This is a genomic window from Paucibacter sp. JuS9 (assembly GCF_044043925.2).
GTDB lineage: Bacteria > Pseudomonadota > Gammaproteobacteria > Burkholderiales > Burkholderiaceae_C > JAUASW01.
The window spans coordinates 4,682,182-4,708,133 of the sequence record NZ_CP194172.1 but is presented as its reverse complement, the minus strand read 5'-3'; the positions used below and the strand labels follow the sequence as shown (position 1 = coordinate 4,708,133).

The 25,952-nt window shown below is 66.7% G+C and carries 25 protein-coding genes and 1 riboswitch; of the genes, 12 read left to right on the top strand and 13 right to left on the bottom strand.

Features of this window, described 5'->3' with window-relative positions; translation table 11 throughout:
* Nucleotides 1-220: 220 nt before the first annotated feature.
* Complete coding sequence (locus ABT392_RS21000; RefSeq protein ID WP_334277689.1) at nt 221-1,066, bottom strand: prohibitin family protein; 846 nt, start codon at nt 1,064-1,066, stop codon at nt 221-223.
* A gap of 162 nt (nt 1,067-1,228) precedes the next feature.
* Between ABT392_RS21000 and ABT392_RS20995 the strand changes: the two genes are divergently transcribed.
* Entirely contained in the window at nt 1,229-1,990 is a 762-nt protein-coding gene (locus ABT392_RS20995) for a ProQ/FINO family protein (RefSeq protein ID WP_395384653.1), read from the top strand.
* Here the strand turns inward: ABT392_RS20995 and ABT392_RS20990 are convergent.
* Complete coding sequence (locus tag ABT392_RS20990) at nt 1,947-2,342, bottom strand: rhodanese-like domain-containing protein (RefSeq protein ID WP_395384654.1); 396 nt, start codon at nt 2,340-2,342, stop codon at nt 1,947-1,949. The genes ABT392_RS20995 and ABT392_RS20990 overlap by 44 nt on opposite strands.
* Before the next feature lie 31 nt (nt 2,343-2,373).
* Between ABT392_RS20990 and ABT392_RS20985 the strand changes: the two genes are divergently transcribed.
* Nucleotides 2,374-3,429, top strand: a complete 1,056-nt coding sequence (locus ABT392_RS20985) for a homocysteine S-methyltransferase family protein (RefSeq protein ID WP_334277693.1) — start codon at nt 2,374-2,376, stop codon at nt 3,427-3,429.
* Here the strand turns inward: ABT392_RS20985 and ABT392_RS20980 are convergent, their stop codons facing one another.
* Nucleotides 3,430-4,632 (bottom strand): HD-GYP domain-containing protein, encoded by a 1,203-nt coding sequence (locus ABT392_RS20980; protein WP_395384655.1) that lies wholly within the window; start codon nt 4,630-4,632, stop codon nt 3,430-3,432.
* Nucleotides 4,633-4,708: 76 nt separating this feature from the next.
* Nucleotides 4,709-4,826, top strand: a riboswitch (S-adenosyl-L-homocysteine riboswitch).
* Between the two features lie 60 nt (nt 4,827-4,886).
* On the opposite strand from ABT392_RS20980, the gene metH reads away from it, so the two are divergent.
* Together metH and ABT392_RS20970 are read left to right on the top strand one after the other, a co-directional pair.
* Nucleotides 4,887-7,622, top strand: a complete 2,736-nt coding sequence (gene metH / locus ABT392_RS20975) for a methionine synthase (RefSeq protein ID WP_395384656.1) — start codon at nt 4,887-4,889, stop codon at nt 7,620-7,622.
* Nucleotides 7,623-7,719: 97 nt separating this feature from the next.
* Nucleotides 7,720-8,241: a glycine zipper 2TM domain-containing protein gene (locus ABT392_RS20970; protein WP_395384657.1), complete on the top strand. Its 522-nt coding sequence runs from the start codon at nt 7,720-7,722 to the stop codon at nt 8,239-8,241.
* 23 nt (nt 8,242-8,264) lie between these two features.
* On the opposite strand, the gene nudC is transcribed toward ABT392_RS20970, so the two are convergent.
* Genes nudC through ABT392_RS20950 form a run of 4 tightly spaced genes read right to left on the bottom strand, consistent with a single transcriptional unit; the run spans nt 8,265 to nt 12,804 of the window.
* Nucleotides 8,265-9,068: an NAD(+) diphosphatase gene (gene nudC, locus ABT392_RS20965; RefSeq protein ID WP_395384658.1), complete on the bottom strand. Its 804-nt coding sequence runs from the start codon at nt 9,066-9,068 to the stop codon at nt 8,265-8,267.
* A 4-nt stretch (nt 9,069-9,072) separates the two neighbouring features.
* Nucleotides 9,073-10,584, bottom strand: a complete 1,512-nt coding sequence (locus ABT392_RS20960) for a YifB family Mg chelatase-like AAA ATPase (RefSeq protein ID WP_395384659.1) — start codon at nt 10,582-10,584, stop codon at nt 9,073-9,075.
* Between the two features lie 40 nt (nt 10,585-10,624).
* Nucleotides 10,625-12,196, bottom strand: coding sequence for a spermine/spermidine synthase domain-containing protein (locus ABT392_RS20955; RefSeq protein ID WP_334277699.1), 1,572 nt, complete (start codon nt 12,194-12,196; stop codon nt 10,625-10,627).
* Nucleotides 12,193-12,804: a fused MFS/spermidine synthase gene (locus tag ABT392_RS20950; RefSeq protein ID WP_395384660.1), complete on the bottom strand. Its 612-nt coding sequence runs from the start codon at nt 12,802-12,804 to the stop codon at nt 12,193-12,195. Before ABT392_RS20950 ends, ABT392_RS20955 begins: the two co-directional genes overlap by 4 nt.
* Before the next feature lie 285 nt (nt 12,805-13,089).
* Here ABT392_RS20950 and ABT392_RS20945 point away from each other — a divergent pair, with 285 nt between their 5' ends.
* The 4 genes from ABT392_RS20945 to gshA all read left to right on the top strand — a co-directional run bounded on the left by ABT392_RS20945 (nt 13,090) and on the right by gshA (nt 17,216).
* Nucleotides 13,090-13,815 (top strand): TorF family putative porin, encoded by a 726-nt coding sequence (locus ABT392_RS20945; protein WP_395384661.1) that lies wholly within the window; start codon nt 13,090-13,092, stop codon nt 13,813-13,815.
* A gap of 38 nt (nt 13,816-13,853) precedes the next feature.
* Complete coding sequence (gene glnK, locus ABT392_RS20940; RefSeq protein WP_282827551.1) at nt 13,854-14,192, top strand: P-II family nitrogen regulator; 339 nt, start codon at nt 13,854-13,856, stop codon at nt 14,190-14,192.
* A 28-nt stretch (nt 14,193-14,220) separates the two neighbouring features.
* Complete coding sequence (gene amt, locus ABT392_RS20935) at nt 14,221-15,744, top strand: ammonium transporter (protein WP_395384662.1); 1,524 nt, start codon at nt 14,221-14,223, stop codon at nt 15,742-15,744.
* A gap of 176 nt (nt 15,745-15,920) precedes the next feature.
* Nucleotides 15,921-17,216 carry a glutamate--cysteine ligase gene (gshA, locus tag ABT392_RS20930; RefSeq protein ID WP_395384663.1) on the top strand — a complete coding sequence of 432 codons (1,296 nt, stop codon included), beginning with the start codon at nt 15,921-15,923 and terminating at the stop codon, nt 17,214-17,216.
* Between the two features lie 11 nt (nt 17,217-17,227).
* Here the strand turns inward: gshA and ABT392_RS20925 are convergent, their stop codons facing one another.
* Together ABT392_RS20925 and ABT392_RS20920 are read right to left on the bottom strand one after the other, a co-directional pair.
* A complete protein-coding gene (locus tag ABT392_RS20925) occupies nt 17,228-17,989 on the bottom strand; it encodes a hypothetical protein (protein ID WP_395384664.1) in 762 nt (253 codons plus the stop codon).
* Between the two features lie 69 nt (nt 17,990-18,058).
* Nucleotides 18,059-19,147: a DUF2332 domain-containing protein gene (locus ABT392_RS20920; protein WP_395384665.1), complete on the bottom strand. Its 1,089-nt coding sequence runs from the start codon at nt 19,145-19,147 to the stop codon at nt 18,059-18,061.
* 145 nt (nt 19,148-19,292) lie between these two features.
* Between ABT392_RS20920 and ABT392_RS20915 the strand changes: the two genes are divergently transcribed.
* Nucleotides 19,293-19,637, top strand: a complete 345-nt coding sequence (locus tag ABT392_RS20915) for a DUF4870 domain-containing protein (RefSeq protein ID WP_395384666.1) — start codon at nt 19,293-19,295, stop codon at nt 19,635-19,637.
* Between the two features lie 4 nt (nt 19,638-19,641).
* Here ABT392_RS20915 and ABT392_RS20910 read toward each other — a convergent pair whose 3' ends face one another.
* Nucleotides 19,642-20,130 carry a glutathione peroxidase gene (locus ABT392_RS20910; protein ID WP_395384667.1) on the bottom strand — a complete coding sequence of 163 codons (489 nt, stop codon included), beginning with the start codon at nt 20,128-20,130 and terminating at the stop codon, nt 19,642-19,644.
* Nucleotides 20,131-20,347: 217 nt separating this feature from the next.
* On the opposite strand from ABT392_RS20910, the gene ABT392_RS20905 reads away from it, so the two are divergent.
* Nucleotides 20,348-21,277, top strand: a complete 930-nt coding sequence (locus ABT392_RS20905) for a hypothetical protein (protein ID WP_395384668.1) — start codon at nt 20,348-20,350, stop codon at nt 21,275-21,277.
* 88 nt (nt 21,278-21,365) lie between these two features.
* Here the strand turns inward: ABT392_RS20905 and lplT are convergent, their stop codons facing one another.
* A complete protein-coding gene (gene lplT, locus ABT392_RS20900; protein ID WP_334277709.1) occupies nt 21,366-22,646 on the bottom strand; it encodes a lysophospholipid transporter LplT in 1,281 nt (426 codons plus the stop codon).
* 217 nt (nt 22,647-22,863) lie between these two features.
* Between lplT and alr the strand changes: the two genes are divergently transcribed.
* A complete protein-coding gene (gene alr / locus ABT392_RS20895) occupies nt 22,864-23,973 on the top strand; it encodes an alanine racemase (protein ID WP_334277710.1) in 1,110 nt (369 codons plus the stop codon).
* Nucleotides 23,970-24,377, top strand: coding sequence for an alternative ribosome rescue aminoacyl-tRNA hydrolase ArfB (arfB, locus tag ABT392_RS20890; protein ID WP_395384669.1), 408 nt, complete (start codon nt 23,970-23,972; stop codon nt 24,375-24,377). The genes alr and arfB overlap by 4 nt, the downstream gene beginning before the upstream one ends.
* Here the strand turns inward: arfB and ABT392_RS20885 are convergent.
* Both ABT392_RS20885 and ABT392_RS20880 read right to left on the bottom strand, forming a co-directional pair.
* Complete coding sequence (locus ABT392_RS20885; RefSeq protein ID WP_395384670.1) at nt 24,343-25,248, bottom strand: DMT family transporter; 906 nt, start codon at nt 25,246-25,248, stop codon at nt 24,343-24,345. The two genes, arfB and ABT392_RS20885, sit on opposite strands and share 35 nt — an antisense overlap.
* Before the next feature lie 56 nt (nt 25,249-25,304).
* The gene (locus ABT392_RS20880; RefSeq protein WP_395384671.1) at nt 25,305-25,934 is read right to left on the bottom strand and encodes a LysE family transporter; all 630 of its coding nucleotides are present in this window, start codon (nt 25,932-25,934) and stop codon (nt 25,305-25,307) included.
* Nucleotides 25,935-25,952: the final 18 nt, after the last annotated feature.

The window sequence follows — 25,952 nt, the reverse complement described above, 5'->3', positions numbered from 1 at the left end:
ATGCGCAGGTTCGGCCGCGGATAGGGGTGGGTACTGGAGCGAAGTAAAGGCGGAGGCCGAAGGCCGGGGGACATGAGCGCAAGTACCCACCCCTGTCCGTGGCAGCGCATAGGAGCCTCCGTCAAAAGAATGGCAGCAATGTGACGCTTCCAGACACCCCTCGGCACTTGCATGAGCCAAGGGGGGGCATCCTTCCGGATCGACCCCTTGGTCGCATGGTTCATTGCTTTGTGGCGCTGCCGCCCGAATTCAGCTGGATGAAGGGCGTACCGCCACCGGTGTAGTGGGGCAGGCGGCCGTCCCACTTCTTGATCGCGTCGGACTCGTTCTCCAGCTGCTTCAGGCGCAGCAGTTCGGGCGTCACTTCCAGCCGCTTGGCTTTCAAGGATTCGGCTTCACCGCGGGCCTTGGCCAGTGCCTGCTCGGCTTCCACCTTGATGCGCTCCAGGTCACGCTCGGCGGTGAGCTTCTTCTGCTCTGCTTCGACCTTGGCTTCGATGGCCTTGTCGAACACAGCGGAGAAGTCGTAGTTCACTGCGGCCAGCGAATCCACGATCACGCCATGGCGCTTCAGGCGCTGTTCCAGGGCGTCGCGGATCTTGCTGCTGACCTCGGTGCGCTTGGTCACCAGCTCTTCGGCGGTGTACTGGGCGGCAATGGCCTTGGTGGCTTCCTGAGCGGCCGGCTCGATCACGCGGGCGGCCACGGCATGCTCGTTGCCAATGGCCTGGTAGGTCTGCGACACGAGGGCTGGGTCCAGGCGCCAGTTCAAGGCCGCTGAAACAGCCACCTGCTGCAGGTCTTTCGATGCGGCAACGCCCTTGCCCTCGTTCTTCTGAAGGCGCACATCGATCATGTGCACCCGGTTCACGAACGGCATGACGAAATGCAGGCCCTCGCCCAGCGGCTCGGGATCGACCTTGCCAAAGGTGGTGATCACGCCGCGCGTACCCGACTGCACGATGCGCACGGGGTTGATCATGCTGACCAGGATGACGACGGCCAGGACGCCGACTGCGATCTTGGGCAGGGCGCCGAAGCGCGACGGTGATGACGAGGAATACATGGCTCCTTCTCCTTCTGAGGGGTTGTAGTGAGGCTTGCAGCGTAGCGGCGAGCGGGCACATCGCACGCTGACATCGGATGAATGGCTGGCACAAGGACATGAGCTGCGTGGACAATACGCCCCTTTCCCGACCGAACTGGCCCGCGCGCCGATCCTGCATTCATGACCGAGACCACCCCCACGCCCGAGGCTCCTGCCAACGAGGAAACCCAGGTAAACGAGGCTGCCGAAGCGACGGAAGCAGCAGACGCGGCGCATGCCGGTGAAGCAACGGAAACGACGGAGGCCGGCGCCGTTGCTGCCTCCACGCTGAGCCCCGCCGAGGTGGCCTCGCAGCTGAAGGCGCTGTTCCCGGCCCTGTTCACCGGCATGCAGAAGCCCCTGAAGCTGCGCATCCAGGCCGACATCCAGCAACGTGCGCCGGGCAGGTTCACCAAGGCCCAGCTCTCAGCCTTCCTGCGCCGCCACACGGGCAGCACCGGCTACCTGATCGCCCTGGGCAAGGCCACGCATCGCTACGACCTGGACGGCCAGCCTGGTGACGAGCTCCTGGAGGAGCACCGCCTGGCCGCCCGCGAGGAACTCAAGCGGCGCCGCGGCGTGCAGCAGGAGCGCGAGGCGCTGGAGAACCAGCAGCGCAACAACCGCGCCCAGCTCCTGCGCGATTTCCAGCGCACCACGCTGACCGAAGCCAATTTCTGCGTGCTGAAAGGCCTGACCCTGGAAGAGCTGCCCGGCATCCTCGAGATTGCCAGGAAGGAAGCCGCCGAGCGCCCGCCCGAGATGGAACAGCGCCCGCGCGAGCCGCGCCCGGACCAGCGTCGCCAGCCGCAGCGCCGAGAAGGCGGCGGCCGGCCCGGCGCCAACCCCAGCACCGGCCCTACATCTGCTCCCAAGGCAGGCCGTCGAAACGCCAGCCGCTGAGGCGGCCGCGCTGGAAGTTGGCGTCGATTTCACCCTCGAAACCATGCAGCACGTTGACCACCTCGGTGAAGCCGGCGGCCTCCAGGGCCTCGCCGGCCGCCACGGTGCGCTGGCCTGAGCGACAGATCAGGACCACCGGCGTGTCCAGCCGATCGCGCGCTTCGCGCCGCACCTGGGCCACGAACTGCGCGGCATCCGCCTGCATCTCCGGGTATTCATACCAGGCCAGGTGCACCACGCCCGGCGGATGGCCCACATAGAGGTATTCCAGCTCCATGCGGATGTCCAGGAACAAAGCCTCGGGCCTTCGTTGCAGGAAGGCGTGAGCGTCCTTCGGTAACAGGTGCTGCATGGGGTCTTGCCTGGTTTCCTACAATGGGCACATGAAGAACGCCTCCATCCGCTACACGCGCGGCGCCCAGCTGCCGGACATTCTGCAACAACGGATCGCCATCCTGGATGGCGCCATGGGCACGATGATCCAGCGCTACAAGCTGGGCGAGGCCGATTACCGCGGTGAGCGCTTCGCAAATCACCACAAGGACCTCAAGGGCAACAACGACCTGCTGGTCTTGACCAAGCCCGAAGTGATCTCCGAGATCCACGAGCAGTACCTGGCGGCCGGCTCCGACATCATCGAGACCAACACCTTCGGCACCACCTCGGTGGCGCAGGAAGACTACGAGCTGGGCGAGTACGCCTACGAGATGAACGTGGCCGCCGCCCGGCTGGCCCGCGCCGCCTGCGACAAGTACTCGACGCCCGAGAAACCGCGCTTCGCCGCCGGCGCCCTCGGCCCCACGCCGCGCACCGCCTCGATCAGCCCGGACGTGAACGACCCCGGCGCCCGCAATGTCGATTTCGACACCTTGCGCGCCGCCTACTACGAGCAGGCCAAGGGCTTGCTGGAAGGCGGCGTCGACCTGTTCCTGGTCGAAACCATCTTCGACACACTGAACGCCAAGGCCGCCATCTTCGCGCTGGACGAGCTGATGGAAGACACGGGCGAGCGCCTGCCGGTGATCATCTCCGGCACGGTGACCGATGCTTCCGGCCGCATCCTCTCGGGCCAGACCGTGACCGCCTTCTGGCATTCGGTGCGCCATGCCAAGCCGCTGGCCATCGGCCTCAATTGCGCGCTCGGTGCCACGCTGATGCGGCCCTACATCGAGGAGCTGGCCAAGGTGGCCGGCGCCACGGCGATCAGCTGCTACCCGAACGCCGGCCTGCCCAACCCGATGAGCGACACCGGCTTCGACGAAACACCGGACGTGACCGGGCGGCTGATGGAAGAGTTCGCCAAGTGCGGCTTCCTGAACATCGCCGGCGGCTGCTGCGGCACGACGCCGGGCCATATCGCCGCCATCGCCAAGCAGGTGTCGGCCTACAAGCCACGCGTCAGCGGGCAGAAGTTCTTCAGCGAGCTGGTCGAGGCTTGATCAATACAGTTTGAGCAAGCGTTCCATATTGACGTGCAGCTTGAGCTCGTGGGGCGCCAGGCTGGCCGCCACGGCCTGTGCGGCCAGGCGGGTGTCGCGCGGCACCGGCTCGCTCAAGGGGTTGCCGCTCTTGCCGATCAATGAGGCCACCAGCGGCTCATTGGCGCTGTGGCCGCGCTTGGCGACAACGCCCATTTCGTTGTTGGCCAGGCGCACCAGGCTGCCCGGCGGATAGAGCCCCACGGCCTTGATGAGCGCCGCGCCCGCCTCGTCGGGCTTCTGCAATTCGTCCAGATAGACCGCGCGGGCCGCAGCACCCGCTGACATCGCCTTGCGCGAACGGCGCGGCGACAGGCGGGCGGCAAAGATGTCGATGCGACGAAGCATGCGCGCCAGCTGCTCGGCGCCACCCCGGCCCGCCAAGGGCCCCGGGCCCGCTTCATGGCGCAGCATCAGGGTCTGCAACCAGAGTTCGTCTTGCACGCCCAGCGTGCGCAAGAGTTGCGGCGCCGTGGCGGCGCGCTGCCGCACTTCCTCGCGCTGCGCCTCCGTGAGCGCATCGTCGCGGGCACAGAGCCGGTCCTGCAGTTCGCTGATCGCGATATTCATGCTCAGGGCCGCGCGGGTCAGTGAGCCGCGCCATTCCTCGCGCCAGCCCAGGTTGCGCGCGCAGAGCTCGGCCAGCAGCAGGCACAGGAGGCCATGCTTGGCGCTGTACTGCTGGTACTCGTGGCTGACATCGAAGACCAGGCGCATCAGCATCGCATCGGCGTTCTGCTGCACGCGGGCCATCATCTCGCCATAGTGCAGCTCGAAGCGGTTGGCGAAGTCTTCCGGCTTCGGGTCGCGCAAGAGCGTGTGCACATGCAGGATCAGATCGACCCAGGCCGCCTGGTCGCTGAAGCTGACCGGGCCGCGCTTGGCCAGCGTTTCCGGGCGGTAGTCCGCCTTGGCACCGGCGATGCTGCCCAGGGTGGCGCCCTGGTGCATCATCGTGTCCATCTTGTGGTTGAGTGCCTTCTGGTATTCCTTGGTCTCGTGCGCCTGCACATAGGCGCCGCGCTCGATCAGCGCCTGCACCTGCGGCGTGTTGGGCAGCACCTGGCCCGAGGCGAACAGCAGCTTGCCGCTCGCATCGCGCAGCGAGAAGCCCAGCACCTGGCCGATGCGCAGTGAGTTCGGTGGAAGATGGATGAGGTCCAAGGATTTACGCTCCCGTTCTTTCACGATTGTCGGCCTTGACGGACATCTGCTGAAGCCCTGCGCGTAAAATCCCGCACGGTCCGAGGAGCGTTGCGACGAGGGGCTACCCCAGGGCAGCCCGCCGCCAGGCTTGGACCGGACGGCCGATCACCCCGGATTCACCCGATGGCCGTCTCCAACGACGCTCACCGAACCCTGTATTCCCTGGGGGCCGCGGTGAGTGCGCGGCCCGATCTGAAGCTCCTGAGGCCGCCATGACCGCATCCACCGCCACCCGCCCCGCACCGATGAAGCTCTCCGGGCTTGAGCCGGTGCTGATCGGCGAAGGCAGCCTGTTCGTCAACATCGGCGAGCGCACCAACGTCACCGGCTCCAAGGCCTTTGCCCGCATGATCCTGGCCGGCCAGTTCGAGGAAGCGCTGGCCGTGGCCCGCCAGCAGGTCGAGAACGGCGCGCAGGTCATCGACGTGAACATGGACGAGGCCATGCTGGACAGCAAGGCGGCCATGGTGCGCTTCCTGAACCTGATCGCCTCCGAGCCCGAGATCGCCCGCGTGCCCATCATGATCGACTCGTCCAAGTGGGACGTGATCGAAGCCGGCCTCAAGTGCATCCAGGGCAAGGGCATCGTCAACTCGATCTCGATGAAGGAGGGCGAGGCCGAGTTCCGCCGCCAGGCCAATCTGGTGCGCCGCTACGGCGCCGCCGCCGTGGTGATGGCCTTCGACGAGAAGGGCCAGGCCGACACCTTCGAGCGCAAGATCGAGATCTGCGAGCGCGCCTACAAGATCCTCGTGGACGAAGTCGGCTTCGACCCCGAGGACATCATCTTCGACCCCAACATCTTCGCCATCGCCACCGGCATCGAGGAGCACGACAACTACGCGGTCGACTTCATCAATGCCACGCGCTGGATCAAGCAGAACCTGCCCGGCGCCAAGGTCTCGGGCGGCGTCTCCAACGTGTCGTTCAGCTTCCGCGGCAACGACCCGGTTCGCGAGGCCATCCACACCGTCTTCCTGTATCACGCTATTCAAGCCGGCATGGACATGGGCATCGTCAACGCCGGCATGGTGGGCGTGTACGACGAACTGGAGCCGGTGCTGCGCGAGCGCGTGGAAGACGTGGTGCTGAACCGCCGCCCGGACAGTGGCGAGCGCCTGATCGAAGTGGCCGAAAGCGCCAAAGGCGCCGCCAAGGACGATTCGGCCCGTTTGGCCTGGCGCGCTGGCGACGTGAATGCGCGGCTCTCGCATGCGCTTGTGCATGGCATCACCGACTTCATCACCGAAGACACCGAGGAATGCTGGCAGGCAATCAAGGCCACCGGTGGCCGGCCGTTGCACGTGATCGAAGGCCCGCTGATGGCCGGCATGAATATCGTGGGCGACCTGTTCGGCCAGGGCAAGATGTTCCTGCCGCAAGTGGTGAAGAGCGCGCGTGTGATGAAGTCCGCCGTGGCCCACCTGATTCCCTACATCGAGGAAGAAAAGCGCCAGCTCGAAGCGGCCGGCGGCGACGTGAAACCCAAGGGCAAGATCGTCATCGCCACCGTCAAGGGTGACGTGCACGACATCGGCAAGAACATCGTCACCGTGGTCCTGCAGTGCAACAACTACGAGGTCGTCAACATGGGCGTGATGGTCCCGTGCCAGGACATCCTGGCCAAGGCCAAGGTCGAGGGCGCCGACATCATCGGCCTCTCCGGCCTGATCACGCCGAGCCTCGAAGAGATGCAGCATGTGGCGGCCGAGATGCAGCGCGACGACTACTTCCGCATGAAGAAGATTCCGCTGCTGATCGGCGGTGCCACCTGCAGCCGCGTTCACACGGCCGTGAAGATCTCGCCGCACTACGAAGGCCCGGTGGTCTATGTGCCGGACGCCTCACGCTCGGTGGGCGTCTGCTCAGAGCTCCTGAGCGACGAGCGCGCCGCGCGCTTCATCGCCGAGCTCAAGGCCGACTACGACAAGGTGCGCGAGCTTCACGCCAACAAGAAGCAGACGCCGCTGGTCACGCTGGCCGCCGCGCGCGCCAACAAGACCAAGGTCGACTGGGCGGGCTACCAACCGCCGGCGCCGAAATTCATCGGCCGTCGCGTCTTCAAGAACTACGACCTGGCCGAGCTGGCGCAACACATCGATTGGGGCCCGTTCTTCCAGACCTGGGACCTGGCCGGCCCTTTTCCCGCCATCCTGAAGGATGAAGTCGTCGGCACCGAGGCACAACGCGTGTTCAGCGACGGCAAGCGCATGCTGCAGCGCCTGATCGAAGGCCGCTGGCTGACCGCCAATGCGGTGCTGGGCCTCTACCCGGCCGCGCAGGTGAATGACGACGATATCGAGATCTACAAGGACGAGAGCCGCAGCGAGGTATTGATGACCTGGCGCGGCCTGCGCATGCAGTCGGAGCGCCCGGTGGTGGACGGCGAGATGCGCCCCAACCGCTGCCTGTCCGACTACATCGCTGCCAAAGGCAGCGTGCCTGATTACATCGGCATGTTCGCCGTTACCGCCGGCATCGGCTGCGACAAGAAGGAAGCGCAGTTCCTGGCCGATCATGACGACTACTCGGCCATCATGCTGAAGGCCCTGGCCGACCGCCTGGCCGAAGCGCTGGCCGAACGCCTGCACCAGCGCGTGCGCACCGAGTTCTGGGCCTATGCGTCCGATGAAGCGCTGTCCAACGAAGACCTGATCGCCGAGAAGTACCGCGGCATCCGCCCGGCGCCCGGCTACCCGGCCTGCCCCGACCATCTGGTCAAGGCCGAGATGTTCCGCGTCTTGACGCCGGAAGAGATCGGCATGGGCCTGACTGACAGCATGGCCATGACGCCCGCTGCCAGTGTGTCGGGCTTCTACATGGCGCACCCCGAGGCGAGTTACTTCAATGTCGGCCGCATCGGCGACGACCAGGTGCAGGATTGGGCCGCTCGCATGGCGCTGGACCAGCGCGATGCCGAGCGGGCGCTCGCGCCGCTGCTCGGCTAGTCACATCCTCTTGCATCTCCAAGCCCGCTGCGGCGCCACCGGCGCTCGCAGCGTGACAAGCTTTCGGCCGTAGTTCTGATAACGAGAGGCCCAGCCCATGAAGTTCCCCCTCACTGCCAGCCAGACCATTGCCTCCATCGCCATCGCCGGCGGCTTGCTCGGCGGCGCCTTCGCGCTGGGCAAGATGAACAGCAGCAGCAGCACGCCACCGGGGCCACAGGCGGCGACCGATGACAGCGAGGCGGCGCCCGCCAAGCCCTCGGCCCCGGCGGCCAAGGCCGATCTGTGCAAGGGCTGCCTGCGCGTCGTGGAAGTGCACACCGAGGAGCGCACCAGCAAGACCAGCGGCGTGGGCGTCGTCGGTGGGGCCGTCATCGGCGGCCTGATCGGCAACCAGATCGGCGGCGGCAACGGCAAGAAGCTCGCCACCGTGGGTGGCGCCGTTGCCGGCGGCTATGCCGGCAACGAGATCGAGAAGCGCCGCAACACGCACAAGGTCTGGGTGGTCAAGCTGCAAGCCGATGACGGTACGACACAGACGCGCGAGCAGGCCAGCAACCCAAACCTGCAGGCCGGCGACGTGGTCGAACTGCGCCAGGGACAGCTGCTGCGCCGCTGAAGCGGCGCACGCTGCCTGAGCGCTCAGCCCCTTGAGCGCAGCCAGTCCGCCGTGTCGCGGATCAGGTGGCCGGAGATGCTGAAGCGCGGCGGAATGCCGGGCAGCTCGTCGATGTCGAACCAGCGGGCATCCTCGATCTCGCCTGGCTGGGGCACGATCTCGCCACCCACCCATTCGGCCGTGTAGGCCACCATCAGGCTGTGCGGAAAAGGCCAGCTCTGGCTGCCGTAGTAGCGCAGGCCTTGCACTCGTACGCCCACCTCCTCGGCCACCTCGCGGTGCACGCACTCTTCCAGCGACTCACCCGCCTCGACAAAGCCCGCCAGCGCGCTGTATGAGCCGGGCGTGTAGCCGGGCGATCGGGCCAGCAGCAGCTCGCGGCCGCGCCAGATCAAGGCCATCATGGCTGGATTGATGCGCGGGTAGACCGTGTGCTGGCAGGACGGGCAACGCCGCGCGCGCTCGTTCGGTACCGGCACCGTCGGGGTGCCGCAGACACCGCAGAAGGCGTGCGCACGGTCCCATTCCAGCACCTGTGCGGCCCGCGAAGCCAGGGCCATCAGCGGCTCGGGCAGGACCCGCATCGCGGCGCGCAAGGGATGCGCTTCCCAGCCACTTGGAACTTCGTCCAGCCGCATGGTCCAGCTGTCCAGCGCACCCAGCCGGCCCAGGTAGTGGCGCGGCGCCGCAGCTGGCGGCTCGCTGGGGCGCAAGACCTGGCCCTCCTGCAGCAGCAGCTGGCCATCGACGAAGGCAAAGCACCAGGCCTCGACCGAGGCAGGTGCGAGCGGCGCGGTGGCCGGGACGAAGAGATCGTTGTCGCTCATGCCATCAGGCTACAGGAAAGCCGCGCCGCAGTTGCACTGCCTCGGCCAGATGGCCGGTCGTGATCAGGGTTTCATCGGCCAGGTCCGCCACGGTCCGGGCCACTCGCAACACGCGGTGGTAGCTGCGCGCCGACCAGCCGAGGCTGGTGGCCGTCTTGTCCAGGAAGCGCGCCTCGGCCGCGCCCAGCTGCGCATGCTGGTCCAGCGCCTGGGCCGCCAGGCGGGCGTTGCTGCAGCCCTGGCGATGCAGGGCACGCGCCCGCGCCGCGGCGACGCGGGCGGCAACCTCGGCGCTGCTTTGGCCTCCTGCCGCGCTGGCCATCGAGGCCGGCGCCACCGCCGGCACCTCGATGCGCAGGTCGATGCGGTCCAGCAGCGGCCCGCTGAGTCGGCCTTGGTAGCGGCTCACCTGTTCCGGCGTGCAGCGGCAGGCCTGCACCTGGCTGCCATGATGGCCGCACGGGCAGGGGTTCATCGCCGCCACCAGCTGGAAGCGGGCCGGGAACTCCGCATGTCGGGCCGCGCGGGCAATCAGGATGCGCCCTGTTTCCAGGGGCTCGCGCAAGGCCTCAAGGGCCGTCCTTTGAAATTCGGGGAATTCATCCAGGAAGAGCACGCCGTGCTGTGCCAGGGAAATCTCGCCCGGCCGCGGCGGCGAACCACCGCCCACCAGCGCCACACTGGAAGCACTGTGATGCGGCGACCTGAACGAGCGACGCCCCCAACGCGCTGGCACGAAGGCGCCGGCCAGGCTGAGCACGGCAGCCGATTCCAGCGCCTCCTCATCATCCAGCGGCGGCAGCAAGCCGGGCAGACGCTGGGCCAGCATCGACTTGCCGCTGCCCGGCGGGCCAATCAAGAGCAGGCTCAGCTCGCCAGCCGCGGCGATCTCCAGCGCCCGCTTGGGCGCGGCCTGGCCCTTGATGTCACGCAGGTCCGGGCCTGGCTCCGCCGCCTGCCGGGGCGCCGCCTGGGCGCGGGGAAGCTGCTGCTCAGCAGCCGGCAGCAGGCAGGCCACCAGGTCGAGCAGATGCGCCGCCTCTCGCACGTCCACGCCTTCGACCAGCGATGCCTCCGCCGCACTGGCCACTGGCAAGAGCAGGCGCCGCGGCGAAGCCTCGCGCCGCAAGGCCAGCGCCATGGCCAGCGCGCCGCGCACCGGGCGCAGATGCCCGGCCAGCGAGAGCTCACCGGCGCATTCGAATCCATCGAGCCGGCTTGCATCGAGCTGGCCACTGGCCGCCAGGATGCCCAGCGCAATCGGCAGGTCGAAGCGTGCGCCCTCCTTGGGCAGGTCGGCGGGCGCCAGATTGACCGTGATCCGCTTGTCATGGGGAAAGGCCAGGCCACTGCTCTGCAAGGCGGCCCGCACCCGCTCACGCGCTTCCTTGACCTCGGTATCGGCCAGGCCCACCAGGGTGAAGCTGGGCAGGCCGTTGGCCAGATGCACTTCGACACTGACCGGCGCCGCGGCCAGGCCGTCGAGCGCGCGGCTGTGGATCACGGCCAATGACATGGACGCTCCCCTTGTGAGTTAGCAAATGCCGGCGATTGTGCTACGGCGTTGGCGGCAGCAGGGGTGCCAGCAGGCCGAACAGCGGCGGCTGCCCATGGCGGTATTCGCTGATCATGTTCAGATCCGTGATCACCATCGGCGGCACCGCACCGGCGTTGGCCTGAAGGTACTCCGCTGCCGGCTGCAGGGGTTCATTCAAGAGCTTCCAGGCCACGTGAGGCTTGGTGAACAAGGCTTCGCCAAAGCTTGGCTTACCGCCGGTGCGGCAGGCACGCAGGACGGCCTCTGCATCGGGCCGGCGTTGCAGCGCAGCGGCGCTCATGTAGGCGAAGTTGCCGTAGCGGATGACGTGCGGAAATACGGCCAGCGCCGTGGCATACGCATCGCGGCTGCTGGTGGTGTTCATGGCCGCAACGCCACCGGGCGCCAGATGCCTGCCCAGCTCGCTCAGGTACTCGTGCGACAGCAGGAGCGTCGTGTACGCGCGCCAGTGGAAGGTGGTGTTCTGGAAAATCAGGTCGTACTGCGCCTGCGGATGCGCTCGCAGCCAGCGCCGGCCATCGTCGATGTGCAGGCGCACGCGTGGGTCGCTCAGGAGCGGCGCCACCGCCGGATAGCGCGAGATCATTTCGCGGTAGCCCGGGTTGATCTCCACCACGTCAACCTGCTCGACACCTGGAAAGCCCAGGATGACCTCGGTCCAGGCCCCGGTGGACAGGCCGATCACGAGCACCCGGCGAGGCTTGTTGTGCAGCAGCGCCATCAGGTAGGCACGGTCCAGTCCGTTCGAGTTCTGTGCCATGTCGACATTGATGCGGCCGTCATAGGCGTTGCCACCATAGGTGGTGTCGCTGTCGTCGCCGTGGGTGACATGCAGGATGCCGTGCTTGTTCTGGATCAGGTGCGCCAAGGGTGCGTCGCCCTGCCAGGGCTCGGCGACCTTGTCGATGACGACCAGGGGGTGCACGACCAGGACCAGGCCCAGCGCCAGCAACGCCGCCGGCATGGCGAACCAGCTGACGCGCCGCTGCGGCGTTGCAGCGAGCGTCAACAAGCCCAGCAGCGCCGTCGCGCCACACACCAGCGCCCAGACGCTCTCGACCCGCAGCACATCCAGCAGCCAGAAGCCGGTGATCAGGGGGCCAAGTGCCGAGCCCATGACATTGGCCAGATAGACACGCGACACCGAGCGACCGAGGTCAGCTTCGGCCGTCGCGGAGCCGAGGTGATGGACGATGGGGAACAGAACGCCCTTGGCGCCTGCGGTCACCGCGATCATCAACACCAGGCCGGCCAGGCGAATTGGCGAATTGCCAAGCAACGGCGCCATCAGTTGCAGGGCGACCAGGTCCAGCGCCGCGGCCCAGCACAGCGCCCGTGCCGCCGAAGCCAGCACGGCTGGACTGTTCGCACAGATGCGCCGCCCGACGACGGCACCAATGGAGATGCCCAGCAGAAAGGCCGCCAGCACGATGGCGAAGGCCTGGGGTCGCCCCTGCTGCCCGAAGGAGAGCAGCCGGACCCAGAGGATTTCCTGGCTCAGCGACAGCAGGCCGACGCTGAAGGACAAGGCCAGGGCCAGACGGCGCAGCCCGGTTTGGTTCTCGTTCATGCCGCGGCCCTCCCGCGCAGAGCGCTGGCAACGATCAGGCTTGCTGCGGCATTGAGCGCGGCCGCCAACCAGACGGCCTGACGCAGGTCCAGCCAATACAGCAGGAAGAAGCCAATGGCCAGCGCGCCAGTGGCCGCGCCCAGGGTGTTGATGAAATACAGCGTGCCCGTGGACACGCCCACATTGCCCGAGCTCCGCCAGGCATGAGCGACCAGCATTGGCAGCGTCGCGCCCATGCAGACGGTGGGCAAGAGGAGCAGGGCAAAGCTCAGGGCCGCCGCCGCCGGCCTCGACAGCCCGGCGAACAGGGCTGCGCAAGCCTGCAGCAGGTCCACGCTGACCAGGCCATAGGCCGCGATCGCGCCCTCGAACAGGCAAAAGGCCAGGAGGATGCGGGCCGGCCAGCGATCAGCCAGCGCACCGCCCAGCAGGGCACCGAGACCCAGGCCCAGCATGAAGGTCGAGACCACGATGGTCACCGACTCGATGTCGACCCCGATCACCACGAAGAGCAGGCGTTGCCAGGCCAGTTGGTAGACCAGCGCCGCAAAGCCGGAGAGGAAGAAGGCGGTGGCCACCCGCAAGGTGGCACGAGATCGCTGGCTCAAGAATGACCTCCGGATGTTCGTATCGCGGCCGATGCTAACCCGGCGCAAGCCCTTGCCGTCCCGACCCCATCCGCACGCTTGTGGGGCGCGCACCAGACTGGCGCAAGCGGCGCAAATGAGCCATTGTGGTGCACCGCGACCAGCCGATACGGCACGTGAGCCCTGCCTTCCCCGGGGCACAGCCCCTGGAACGGACCAAACCGGTGCTGGCACGGAAGCTGCAAGAGCTGGCTTGAAATCCTGTTTGCCATCCTGACCCATTCCCCCAATCAAGGAGTCCTGCGAATGAAGCAACAACTTGCCACCCTGGCCCTGGCCCTTTCCGCTGCCCTGCCCGCTTTTGCCCAGGAAGCAGCCGCACCGGTCGATCCCTTGTCCTTCAATGTCAGTGTCACCACCGACTACCGCTATCGCGGCATTTCGCAGACCCGCCTGAAGCCGGCCCTGCAGGGCGGTGCCGATTACGCTTCGCCGAGCGGCTTCTACATCGGCGCCTGGGGCTCCACGATCAAGTGGATCAAGGACGCGGGCGGCGATGCCCCGGCCGAAGTCGACGTCTACGCCGGCTACAAGACCGAAGTCTCCAAGGACCTGCTGCTGGACGTCGGCGTGCTGCAGTACTACTACAGCAAGAACAAGCTGAACCCCAGCGCCAACACGCTGGAGCTCTACGGTGCCCTGACCGCCGGCCCGGTCACGGGCAAGCTGTCGTACAGCACCAGCAATCTGTTCGGCTTCGCCAACAGCAAGGGCAGCCTCTACCTCGACCTGAGCGCCAGCTTCGACCTCGGCGACGGCCTGATGCTCACCCCGCACCTGGGCCGCCAGGAAGTGCGTCACAACAAGACGTACAGCTACACCGACTACAGCCTCGCCCTGTCCAAGGACTTCAGCGGCCTGGTGGTCTCGGGCGCCGTCATCGGCACCGATACCGACGCCTATGTCGGCGGCCCCTCGTCCAAGAACCTGGGCAAGGCCGGCCTGGTCCTGTCGCTCAAGAAGAGCTTCTGAAGAAACAAGCGCACGTCGCACGCACGGAGTAACCCACCATGAAACTGATCACCGCCGTCATCAAGCCCTTCAAGCTTGACGAAGTGCGCGAAGCCCTCAGCGCCATCGGCGTGCAGGGCCTGACCGTCACCGAGGTCAAGGGCTTCGGCCGCCAGAAAGGCCATACCGAGCTGTACCGCGGCGCCGAATACGTCGTCGATTTCCTGCCCAAGGTGAAGATCGAAGCGGCGGTGGCCGACGACGTGGTGGAGCAGGTGATCGAGGCCATCGAGTCCTCGGCCCGCACCGGCAAGATCGGCGACGGCAAGATCTTTGTCTCGCCGCTGGACCAGGTCGTGCGCATCCGTACCGGCGAGACCGGCACGGACGCTCTTTGACAACAAGAAGCCTGTTGGAGAACAAACGATGAAGAAACTTCTCGCCTCCCTGGCCCTGGCCGCTGCGGTCTTCGCGCCCGCCGCCTGGGCCCAGGATCAGGCCGCTTCGGCTCCCGTGGCTGCTTCGGCAGTCGTTGCTGCTGCTGACGCGGCATCTGCAGCCGCACCGGCCGCCTCGGCTCCCGCTGAAGCGGCTTCGGCCGCCGCACCGGCACCCGTGCCCAACAAGGGCGACACCGGCTGGATGCTGCTCTCGACCCTGCTCGTCATCCTGATGACGGTGCCGGGCCTGGCGCTGTTCTATGGCGGCCTGGTCCGCAGCAAGAACATGCTGTCGGTGCTGATGCAGGTGATGGTCGCGTTCTCGCTGATCGTCGTGCTGTGGGTGCTCTACGGCTACAGCTTCGCGTTCACCGAGGGCAACCAGTTCATCGGCGGCACCGACCGGCTGTTCATGAAGGGCCTCTGGGACAACGTCGCCGGCACCTTCGCCACTGGCGCCACCTTCAGCAAGGGTGTGCCAATGTACGAGATGGTGTTCGCCGCCTTCCAGGCCACCTTCGCCGGCATCACGGCCTGCCTGATCGTCGGTGCCTTCGCCGAACGCATCAAGTTCTCGGCCGCCCTGCTCTTCCTGGCCCTGTGGTTCACCTTCAGCTACCTGCCGATTGCCCACATGGTCTGGTTCTGGGCGGGCCCGGACGCCTACACCAGCGCCGCCGTGGTCGATGAGATGAACGCCAAGGCCGGCATGATCTGGCAATGGGGCGCGCTGGACTTCGCCGGCGGCACGGTGGTGCACATCAACGCCGCTGTGGCTGGCCTGGTGGGCGCCTTCATGATCGGCAAGCGCGTCGGCTACGGCAAGGAGGCGTTCACGCCTCACAGCCTGACGCTGACCATGGTCGGTGCCTCGCTGCTGTGGGTGGGCTGGTTCGGCTTCAACGCCGGCTCGGCACTGGAAGCCAACGGCTTCGCTGCCCTGGCCTTCATCAACACCTTCGCTGCCACGGCTGCCGCCGTGCTGGCCTGGTGCATCGGTGAAGCGCTGATGAAGGGCAAGGCTTCGATGCTGGGTGCAGCCTCGGGTGCAGTGGCTGGCCTGGTGGCGATCACGCCGGCAGCCGGCAACGTCGGCATCGGTGGTGGCCTGGTCATCGGCTTCGTCGCCGGCTTCGCCTGCCTGTGGGGTGTCACCGGCCTGAAGAAGCTGATCGGTGCGGACGACTCGCTGGACGTGTTCGGCGTCCACGGTGTCGGCGGCATCGTCGGCGCCCTGCTGACCGGCGTGTTCAACTCGCCCGCCCTGGGCGGCCCGAGCGCCGTCGGCGACTGGGTCACGGTGGCCATGATTGCCCCGGACGCCTACAGCATCGGCGCGCAAGTGCTGACGCAGGCCAAGGCCATCGGCGTGACCATCGTCTGGTCCGGCGTGGTCTCCGTGATCGCCTACAAGATCGTCGACCTGGTGCTGGGCCTGCGGGTCAGCGAGGAAGACGAACGCGAAGGCCTGGACATCACCTCGCACGGCGAGACGGCCTATCACAAATGATCTACAAGCAAGCCCGCCAAAGGGCTTGAGATCGCTCAAGAGCCGCCTTCGGGCGGCTCTTTTCTTTGCGTCAGCGGATCGCCCCGCCGGACCCGGGCCTTGATTCCCTGACTTGTGCCCCTATCTGCGCCAGTCCCTAGAATGAGCCGACACCCAGCTCCAAGAAGCCGCACGCCATGGTCCCCCACCTCATCACCGCTCTGAATGGTCCGATCAACGAGCTGGAGCAGCGCATCCTGGAGTCGATGCCGGCCATCGAACGATGGTTCCGCCTGGAATGGATGGAACACACGCCGCCCTTCTACACCTCGGTGGACGTGCGCAATGCCGGCTTCAAGCTGGCACCGGTGGACACCAATCTCTATCCCGGCGGCTTCAACAACCTGACGCCCGAGATGCTGCCGCTGGCCGTACAGGCGGCAATGGCAGCCATCGAAAAGATCTGCCCTGAAGCCAAGAACCTCCTGCTGGTGCCTGAAAAGCACACGCGCAACACCTTCTACCTGAGCAATGTCGCCACCCTGGTCCGCATCTTCACGCAGGCCGGCCTGAACGTGCGCCTGGGCACGCTGGACGAAACCATCACCGAGCCGACGCCGCTCAACCTGGCCGACGGCACGACGCTGACGGTCGAGCCGCTGATCCGCAACCGCGGCCGCGTGATGCTCAAGGACTTCGATCCTTGCACCGTGCTGCTGAACAACGACCTCTCGGCCGGCATTCCCAGCGTGCTGGAGAACCTGCACGAGCAATACCTGCTGCCGCCGCTGCATGCCGGCTGGGCCGTGCGCCGCAAGACCAAGCATTTCGCCGCCTACAGCAATGTGGCCAAGAAGTTCGCCAAGCTGCTGGGCATGGACCCGTGGCTGATCGACCCGATATTTGCCGGCGCCGGTGAGCTGAATTTCGCCGACGGCACCGGCATCGAGGCCCTGCAGTCGCAGACCGACGCGCTGCTCACCAAGATCCGCCGCAAGTACAAGGAATACGGCATCCAGGACAAGCCCTTCGTCATCGTCAAGGCCGATGCCGGCACCTACGGCATGGGCATCATGACCGTGCGCGACGCCAAGGACCTGGAAGCGCTGAACCGCAAGGCCCGCAACAAGATGAGCGTGATCAAGGACGGCCAGGAGGTCTCCGAGGTCATCATCCAGGAAGGCGTGCCGACCAATGAACGCGTGAACGATGCCGTGGCCGAGCCGGTTGTCTACATGATGGACCGTTACGTCGTGGGCGGCTTCTACCGCGTGCATGCCGAGCGCGGCGTCGACGAGAACCTGAACGCCCCCGGTGCCAGCTTCGTGCCCCTGGCTTTTGCCGAGAGCTCGCAACTGCCCAAGCCCGGCGAGAAACCGGGCGTCAGTGCGCCCAACCGCTTCTATATGTACGGCGTGATCGCCCGCCTGGCCATGCTGGCGGCCAGCTACGAACTCGAGGTCACCGACCCCGAGGCCGAGATCTACGCCTGAGCCGCTTCAGCTCAGGACTGAAGCTTGAGCACATGGGTCGTGCGGGCCTCGTTCTTGCCGACCGTGCCCGAACCCTGGTTGCGTGATTCGCTCTTGAGCAGCACCAGGCGGTCGGCCTGCAAGCCGTAGTGATGCTCGTCTTCGCTTTGCTGCTCGAAACTGAAGACCAGGAAGGCACGGCCTGATACCGACTCCCGGGTCTTGGCCGCCAGCGGCAGGCCTTGCGGGCCGACCCACAGCTCCAGCGTGGCGGCGTATTTCTTGACGGCATCTGCAAACTGGCCGCTCATCTTTGGCTTCTCGAGCTCGAAGCTCAGCAGCGTCGCCGGCTTGCCCTGCCAGCTGTCGGCCTTCTCGCCCTTGAGCTTGGCGCGGTGCAGCAGGCGGCTCAAGCGGGCGGCCGGGTTGAGCAGCTCGCGCAGCGAAGCCGGCGACAGCCTCCCCATGCCGCTCGAAGCCGGCGTCTTGGACTTGGGATCGGCGGCCTTGGCCTGCTCCTCGGCCTCGGCCTTCTGCAGGAGCTCGCGGGCAAAGGCCACGCGCAGGCCTTGCGGGCCGTCTTCGACCTGCACCGCAGCCTCACCGACCGACTCCTCCAGGTCCTTGCCTTCGCCATTGCGGTTGAGCGACTTGACCTCGATGGTCGCCTTCAAGGGGCTGAGGGCCGGCTTGGCCAACTGGGCGCGCAGCTCGGACAGGGTATCGGCCTGGCTGGCCAGTGGGGCGGCCACCAGCGCGGCGGCAAGAATGCAGCGGGACTTCGTCATGAGCATGGCGGCTCCTCCTCGGCTCTTCGTCACTCGGTGCGACCAGCGCACGGCCGCCGCAGTATAGGGAGCCATTCAGGGCGCGAGCCACTGCAGCCAGCGACCATGCGGATGCGACCAGGCCAGGGCGCGATGCTGCAGCTCCCCGGCCTCGGCCCATTGCAGGTTCCATAGCGTGGCGCTGGCTTCGTCTGCCAGCGGGGCCGGCCTGGCCAGGCCCGGTGCATGCGAGCCCGGCAGTTCGGCATTGAGCCAGATGAGGCCACGCCCGCGCACCAGGGCGGCGACGGCTTCGACATGCCGCTGCAAATCTTCTGCGCTGAAGTAGAAGAGCACCCAGCTGTTGAACAGCACCGGCTGCACGCCAGGCGGCAGTTGATCAAGCCATTCCCGCAAGAGGTCCAGGCCCGAGGCAGCCTTCTGCACGCGATGAGCTGCGACGCGAGCGAGCTTGATGGCCTGGTCCAGGCGCAGGGCGCGCTCGCGTTCGCTTGGCCACACGCAGGCGCGCAGCCAGCGCACCGCGTCTTCGTCGCCCAGGGCGATGGCCGACGGATCCATGCCCATGCGCTCGACCAGTCGAAAGCCCGCGGCCTCGCGCGGCAGCGGCGCATCGCCCCGCCACTCGCAATGGATCAAAGGCCGGCCGGGTTCGGCCGCAGCACCTCGCTGGCAGGAGCCGTAGTCGTAGCGGTACTGATCAACGCCCAGGTTCAGCCCGGCGCTGCAGCCGAAGTCGAACAGCGCCAGGTCCTGCCTACCCGATTGCGCGGCTATCGCCTGCAGCGCGGGCCAGAGCGCGGCGCAGCGGCCGATCTCGTTCGTCTGCGTGCTGCGACGGCGCAGCGATTCGAGCAGGCCAGCCCGCTCCTGATCGACGAAATCCAGCAGCGCCGGCAGCAGGTCCGGATCTGGCGCCCGCGTACCGCCGACGCTCGGGTAGTAGGCCGCCAGCGCATGATCGGCGCCGCTCAGGATCCGCTCGTGCAGGCTCGCCAGCAGCAGCACCGGCTTTTGCTGCGTGGGCGGCGCATGCTCCATCAAGGCCAGCAGCGCCGGCGACTCGGCCACGCTGCTGCAAATCGCCTGGTAGAGCGGGTCGTGCGGGCATTCATGCGTTGCAAAGTGGCGGAACTGCGCAGCGAGCGAGGGGCTGGGTTTCATGCCCCGCAGCCTAAGCGCGTTGGCCGTGAAGCCGTGCAGCCAATCCGGCATGGAGCGATGCCCGGCACGGGGGTTTGCGCCAATGACGGATCACATCCCCGGTCCGACACTGCCGCCCAACAAGCCATCCCCGGAGCACCACCCCATGAACGACGTCACCACCTCGAACAGCAACGACCGCACCATGGCCATCCTGGCCCATATCGGCGGCCTGTTCACCAGCTGGGTGGCGCCTCTGATCATCTATCTGATCAAGAAGAGCGAGCCCGACGGCGCCTTTGCCACCGACCAGGCCAAGGAAGCGCTGAACTTCCAGTTGACGATCTTCATCGCCTACTTCGTCTGCGCCGTGCTGACCGTGATCCTGATCGGCATCCTGCTGTTCTGGGTGGTCGGCCTGGTGAACCTGGTGCTGTGCATCGTCGCCGCCGTCAAGGCCAGCAACGGCGAGCACTACCGCTATCCGTTCGCGATCCGCTTGATCAAGTAAGAGGTCAGGCCGCCAAAGCGGCCTCAATGTCCGCTCGCATTTTCTCGGGCTCATCGTTGGGCGCATAGCGCTTGATGACCTGGCCGTTGCGGCCGACCAGGAACTTGGTGAAATTCCACTTGATCGCCTCGGTGCCCAGGATGCCCGGCTTCTCACCCTTGAGCCATTGCCACAGCGGGTGCGCGTCTTTGCCGTTCACCTTGACCTTGGCCATCATCGGGAACGACACGCCGTAGTTCAGCTCGCAGAACGAGGCAATCTCGCCGTTGCTGCCCGGGTCCTGGCCGCCGAACTCGTTGCTCGGGAAGCCGATCACCACCAGACCGCGCGCCGCATAGTCTTTCCACAGCTGCTCCAGGCCCTTGAACTGCGGCGTGAAGCCGCAGGCGCTGGCCGTGTTGACGATCAGGAGGACCTTGCCACGCTGGCTGGCCAGGTCGGCCGGCTTGCCCTCGATCGACAGGGCCTGAAAGTCGTAGAGGCTCTGAGCCATGCGCTGCTCCAGTGAATGAAGCGGCGATGCTAGCCCGGGTTGGGTGGCTGCAACACTTGGTGTTGTCCCCCTCAACAGGCTCTGGCAAAGCGCGGTCAGACCAGACAACATGCGCCAGGGTTTTACCCCTGGCGCGCCCAAGGGGCTAAGCCTTCCAATCGGGGCGCCGCCCAATCCCCCGCCCAGTCTCGATAGTTTTGCGATATGGAGCCCGCTCTTGGATCACCTGGCCTGTTTCTCGCCCGACGATTTGCGCTCCAAACCGGCCCTTCTTGAAGGCCAACGCTGGCGCCTCTTGGCGCAAGGCGATTCCTGGTTCTCGGTTGCCGCGGCACAAGCCCATGGCAGCCTGCTGCAGGAGCTGATGTTCAAGCAGCCGGCCGTGGCCGTGAACTGCGCGGGCAGCGGCGATGCGCTGTCGCACATGGTCGACCTGGAGTCGGCGCCCGAGTTCGTTCGCCTGCTCACCGCAGCCGACGCGCCCGTATGGGACGGCATCCTGCTGTCGGTCGGTGGCAACGACGTGATTGCCGCCGCACAAACGCCGGCGCATCTGGAGGACGGCAGCGCCGTGCCGCTGGAAAAGCGCCTGCTGCGACGCCAGACCGAATGGGGCCCGCCGTCCGCTGGCGTGGCCCGCTACTTCTCCGAGCCCGGCTGGGCAACCTTTGCCGAGTACCTGAAGACCAATCTGCGCCATCTGCTGACCTTGCGCGAGCAAGGTCCCAGCGCCGGCAAGCCGATCTTCCTGCATTGCTACGCCGTGCCGCTGCCACGCCCGGCCGCCGCCGCCGATGGCCGCGGCCCCTGGCTCTACCCGACGCTGAAGGCCTATGCCGTGCCTGCGGCCGACTGGTTGGCCGTCAGCCGCCTGATGGTGATGCACCTGGCCCAGCTCTTGAAGAGCCTGGCGGCCGACAAGGAGAACTTCCCCGGCCTGCATGTGTTCGACAGCACGGCCGTACCCCTCGCCCTGGCCGCACCGGGTTCCACCGGCATCAGCGGCGACTGGCACAACGAGATCCATCTGAACCACAGCGGCAGCTTCAAGATCGGCCGCGCCTGGTCGGATGCCATCGACGCGGTATTCAACAAGCCGGTCAAGCCGCCACCGGCGCCGGGGCGGCGAGGCGCCTCACCCGCCTGAGATAGATGAGGCTCAGCCTTGCCGCATGCAGGCGGCAAGGCCTTCAGCTGGCGTCGCCGAGTGCGCAGGCACTCGACTCGCTCCCGCTTCAGTGGCCGCCGTCCGAGCGGGCCAGCTCCATCAGCCGCGCCAGCTCTTGCGGATGCTTGGCGCAGTTGCTGATGTGCCAGCGGCGGATCAGCCACATGGTGCCGGCCACGATCAGGCCGAACACCGCAATGGCGGCAAAGGCCGACATGCCGCCCTTGGTCATGCCGGTGTAGAGCGCGCCGAGCGCCAGGATGCAGGCCTGCTCGTTGAAGTTCTGCACCGCAATCGAGCGGCCGGCACCCATCAGGTTGTGGCCGCGGTGCTGCAGGAGCGCATTCATCGGCACGACCAGGTAGCCGCCCACCAGGCCCAGGAAGATCAGGAAGGGAATGGCCACCCAGATATTGGTCGCCACGTTCAGGCCCATCACCAGGAGGCCCATGGCGATGCCCAGGGGGATCACCGAGGTGGCCTTGTCCAGCCGCATGTAGACCGAAGCCACCACGGCGCCGGCTGCGGTGCCGATGGCCACCACGCCGCCGAGGTTGGAGGCCTGCGTGGTGCTGTAGCCCAGCGCTGCCGCGGCCCAGGGGAACAGGATGATGCGCAGATTGCCCGACACACCCCAGAACAGCGTGGTCGTGGCCAGCGAGATCTGGCCCAGCTTGTCCTGCCACAGGCGCGAGTTGCAGGAAGCGAAGTCGCGCACCAGCTCCAGCGGGCTGTTGGACAGTGGCTGCAGCGGCGTCTCGGTGCGCGGGATGTAGAGATTGAAGACGGCCGCCACCAGGTACAGCAGAATCAGGCTGCAGATGGCGGCTTCGGGCGCGGTGTCTATGCCGGAATCGAAGAACGGGATGTCGACGCCCAGCAGCATGGGCGAGAGCTGCGGCCCGACCAGCTGGCCGCCCAACAGGATGCCCAGAATGATGGAGGCGATCGTCAGGCCCTCGATCCAGCCATTGGCCTTGACCAGTTGCGAGGGTGGCAAGAGTTCGGTGAGGATGCCGTACTTGGCGGGCGAATAGGCCGCAGCCCCCAGGCCCACGACCGAATAGGCCAGCAGCGGATGCATGCCCAGGAGCATCATCAGACAGCCCGCCACCTTGATCGTGTTCGAATAGAACATGACCTTGCCTTTGGGCACGGCATCGGCGAACGCGCCCACAAAGGGCGCCAGGAGCACATAGAAAAGCGCAAACATCGGCCCCAGGGCCGGAATCTGCCAGGCGGGTGCCTGGGTGCTCTTCAGCAGTTCGATGGCTCCGACCAGCAATGCCTGATCAGCCAGCGAGCTGAAGAACTGCGCTGACATGATGGTGTAGAAGCCTTTTTTCATTTACCCATCGATAACTGCGGGGGTCTGCCCTGCACCCGGTGGGCACAAGCTCTCTCGATCGCGTCGCTGCCGAAACACCATTTCGGGGCCTCGCACAGCAGCGGGTTTATAGCATGCCCCCCTTAGGTGGGACGGTTGGGAGCCCCGCAATCAGGCGGGCCCGCCGCTTCAATCGGGCGCAGCCGTGCGCCTTCCTCGCGGTGCAACAATCCAGGACATGCCCCGTCCGATAGAAGCCCTGATCCACCAGTCCGCCCTGGCCCACAACCTGGCCCGCGCCCGCGCCGCCGCGCCGGACGCCCGGGTCTGGGCCGTGGTCAAGGCCAACGCCTATGGCCACGGCATCGAGAACGTATTCGATGGCCTGCGCGGGGCTGACGGCTTTGCACTGATCGACCTGGACGAAGCCCAGCGCGTGCGCAATCTCGGCTGGCGCGGGCCCATCCTCCTGCTCGAAGGCTGCTTCGAAACCCGCGACCTCGAGCTCTGCTCGCGCCTGCACCTCTGGCATGCCGTGCACTGCGAGCAGCAGATCGACTGGCTGGCCATGCACAAGACACACGAGCCGCACCGCGTCTTCCTGAAGCTCAACAGCGGCATGAACCGCCTCGGATTCACGCCGGCCGCCTTCCGCGCGGCCTGGACGCGGCTGAACGCCCTGCCCCAGGTCGACGAGATCTCCCTGATGACCCACTTCTCCGATGCCGACGCCACGCGCTTCGGCCAGGACGGCATCGCTCATCAGCTCGCCGCCTTCGAGGCCGCCTGCTCGGACCTGCCGGGCGAGCGCTCGGTCTGCAACAGCGCGGCCACCTTGCGCCATGCGGCGCGCGCCAACGGCGACTGGGTGCGCGCCGGCATCATGAGCTACGGCGGCGTGCCAGACTATCCCGAGCGCCAGCCCGAGGCCTGGGACCTGCAGCCCGGCATGACGCTGCGCTCGAAGATCATCGGCATCCAGAACCTGCAGCCCGGCGACACGGTCGGCTACGGCAGCGCCTTCACGGCCGACAAGCCCATGCGCATCGGCATCGTGGCCTGCGGCTATGCCGACGGCTACCCGCGCCATTGCCCGACCGGCACGCCGGTGCTGGTCAACGGCCAGCGCACGCGCACCATCGGCCGAGTCTCGATGGACATGCTGGCGGTGGACCTGACCGAGCTGCCGGAAAGCGGCTGGGGCAGCGAAGTGACGCTGTGGGGCCGCGGCCCCAAGGGCCAGGTCTTGCCCATCGACGAGGTGGCCCGGGCCGCCGGCACCATCGGCTATGAGCTGATGTGCGCCGTGACGCGGCGGGTGCCAGTCACGGTCGAGCGCATGGAATGAAGCTGGACTGGACGCCCGCCGACTGGGAGCTGGACTTCAGCGCCATTCGCGCCAGCGGCCCGGGCGGCCAGAACGTCAACAAGGTCTCGAGCGCCGTGCATCTGCGCTTCGACATCCAGCGCTCCAGCTTGCCCGGCCTCATCAAGGAGCGGCTGCTGAAGCTGTCCGACCAGCGCATCACCAGCGAAGGCGTGGTGGTGATCAAGGCGCAGGAGTCGCGCAGCCAGGAACAGAACCGGGCCGACGCGGTGCAACGCCTGATCGACCTGGCGCAAAGCGTGGCTCACACGCCCAAGGCGCGGCGGGCGACCAAGCCCACTTATGGCTCGCAGCAGCGGCGGCTGGAAGGCAAGTCGCTGCGCAGCGGCATCAAGTCCGCGCGGGGGCGTGTGCGGGACGAGTAGCGATATAGACGCAAGCCAGGCACAGGGCCATGCCGGCGACGGCCAGCACGGTCGGCTGCCAGCCCTCCAGCAGCGCCGACACCGCCAGCGCGATCACCGGGATCACGACACCGGTCAGCGCAGCGCGGGCCGCGCCCTCCAGCTGAGCCAGCCTGAAGAAGAGCACGAAGGCCGTCACCGAGCCGAACACCGCGAGGTAGAGAAGGCTGCCGAGATAGCGCGGGCTGAAGTCGAAATGCAGGCCGGCCCCGGTGAGCAGGGACAGGCCCATCACGAACAGCGAGCCATAGCCCATGCTCCAGGCCAGTACGGGCACGAGCGGCAAGGAGCGGCGCGTCAGCGTCAGGGTCAGCACATTGCCGGCGCATGCAGCCAGCACGGCGCCAAGGCCAAGGGCCAGGCCCAGCGCAGCCGTCGGCCGCTCGCCGGTGGCGGCAATCTCTGGCCAGAAGATCAAGACCACGCCCAGCACCGCCCCGCTGGAGGCGAGCAGGAAACGCCGCGTCACCTGCTGACCGAAGAAGAGGCTGCCCGACAAGGCATTGCCGAACACCATCAGGCAGAACAGCACCGCCACCAGGCCGCTGGGAATGTGCCGTTCGGCTTCATAGACGCCCCAGTAATTGCCGCAGTACTGGACGATGCCCGTGGCCAGCGCCAGCCAATGCGCCGAGTGCGGCAGCATCAGACGCTCGCCACGCCAACGAGCGATGGCGAAGAGCATGATCGAGGCCAGGGCGAAGCGCCAGGCGACCGAATTGAGCACCGGCACCGGGCTGTCGAGCTGGAACAGGATCACATGCCAGGTGCTGGCCCAGATCAGCGTCGGTATCCAGAACAGCCAGCGCGGCGAAATCGAAGAGGTGCTCATTGGTGAAATGAAAAAGGCCGCCAGTCCAGGCGGCCCTCATCCGCAAGTGTGGAAGTTCAGGCGGCGCGCTTGAACGTGGCCAGCAGGGCGCCGGCGGCGATGAAAAGCGAACCGAAGACCCGGTTCATCGTCTTGATGTGGGAGGGCGAGCGCAGCGCGGCCAGCACCTTGGCCGCCAGCACCGTGTAGCCGGCCATCACCACCAGGTCGGTGAAGCACAGTGTGGCACCGATCACCAGGTATTGCGGCGCCAGCGCGGCATGCAGGTCCAGGAACTGCGGCACCACGGCCAGCAGGAAGACCGTGCCCTTGGGGTTGACCGCATTGATCGCCCAGCCACGCAAGACCAGCTGGCGGCGCGTGACGATCGAGGCATCGCTGCTCTCGGCCACCATAGGCTTGGCAGGCGCGCGCCATTGCGCAATGCCCAGCCACACCAGATAGGCCACGCCCAGCCACTTGACGATGGCAAAGCCCATGGACGAGGCGGCGATCAGGGCGCCGAGGCCGGCGCCGACCAGCACGACTTGCGTGAGGATGCCCAGGATCAGGCCGAAGGTGGTGAAGTAGCCGCGGCGAAAGCCATGATTGAGGCCCGAGCTCATGGCAGCGATGGCGCCCGCCCCGGGGGACAGGCTGATCGCCCAGGAGGCGGCAAAAAAGGTCAACCAGACAGAGAGGTCCATGGCGGCGGCTTTCAAAAA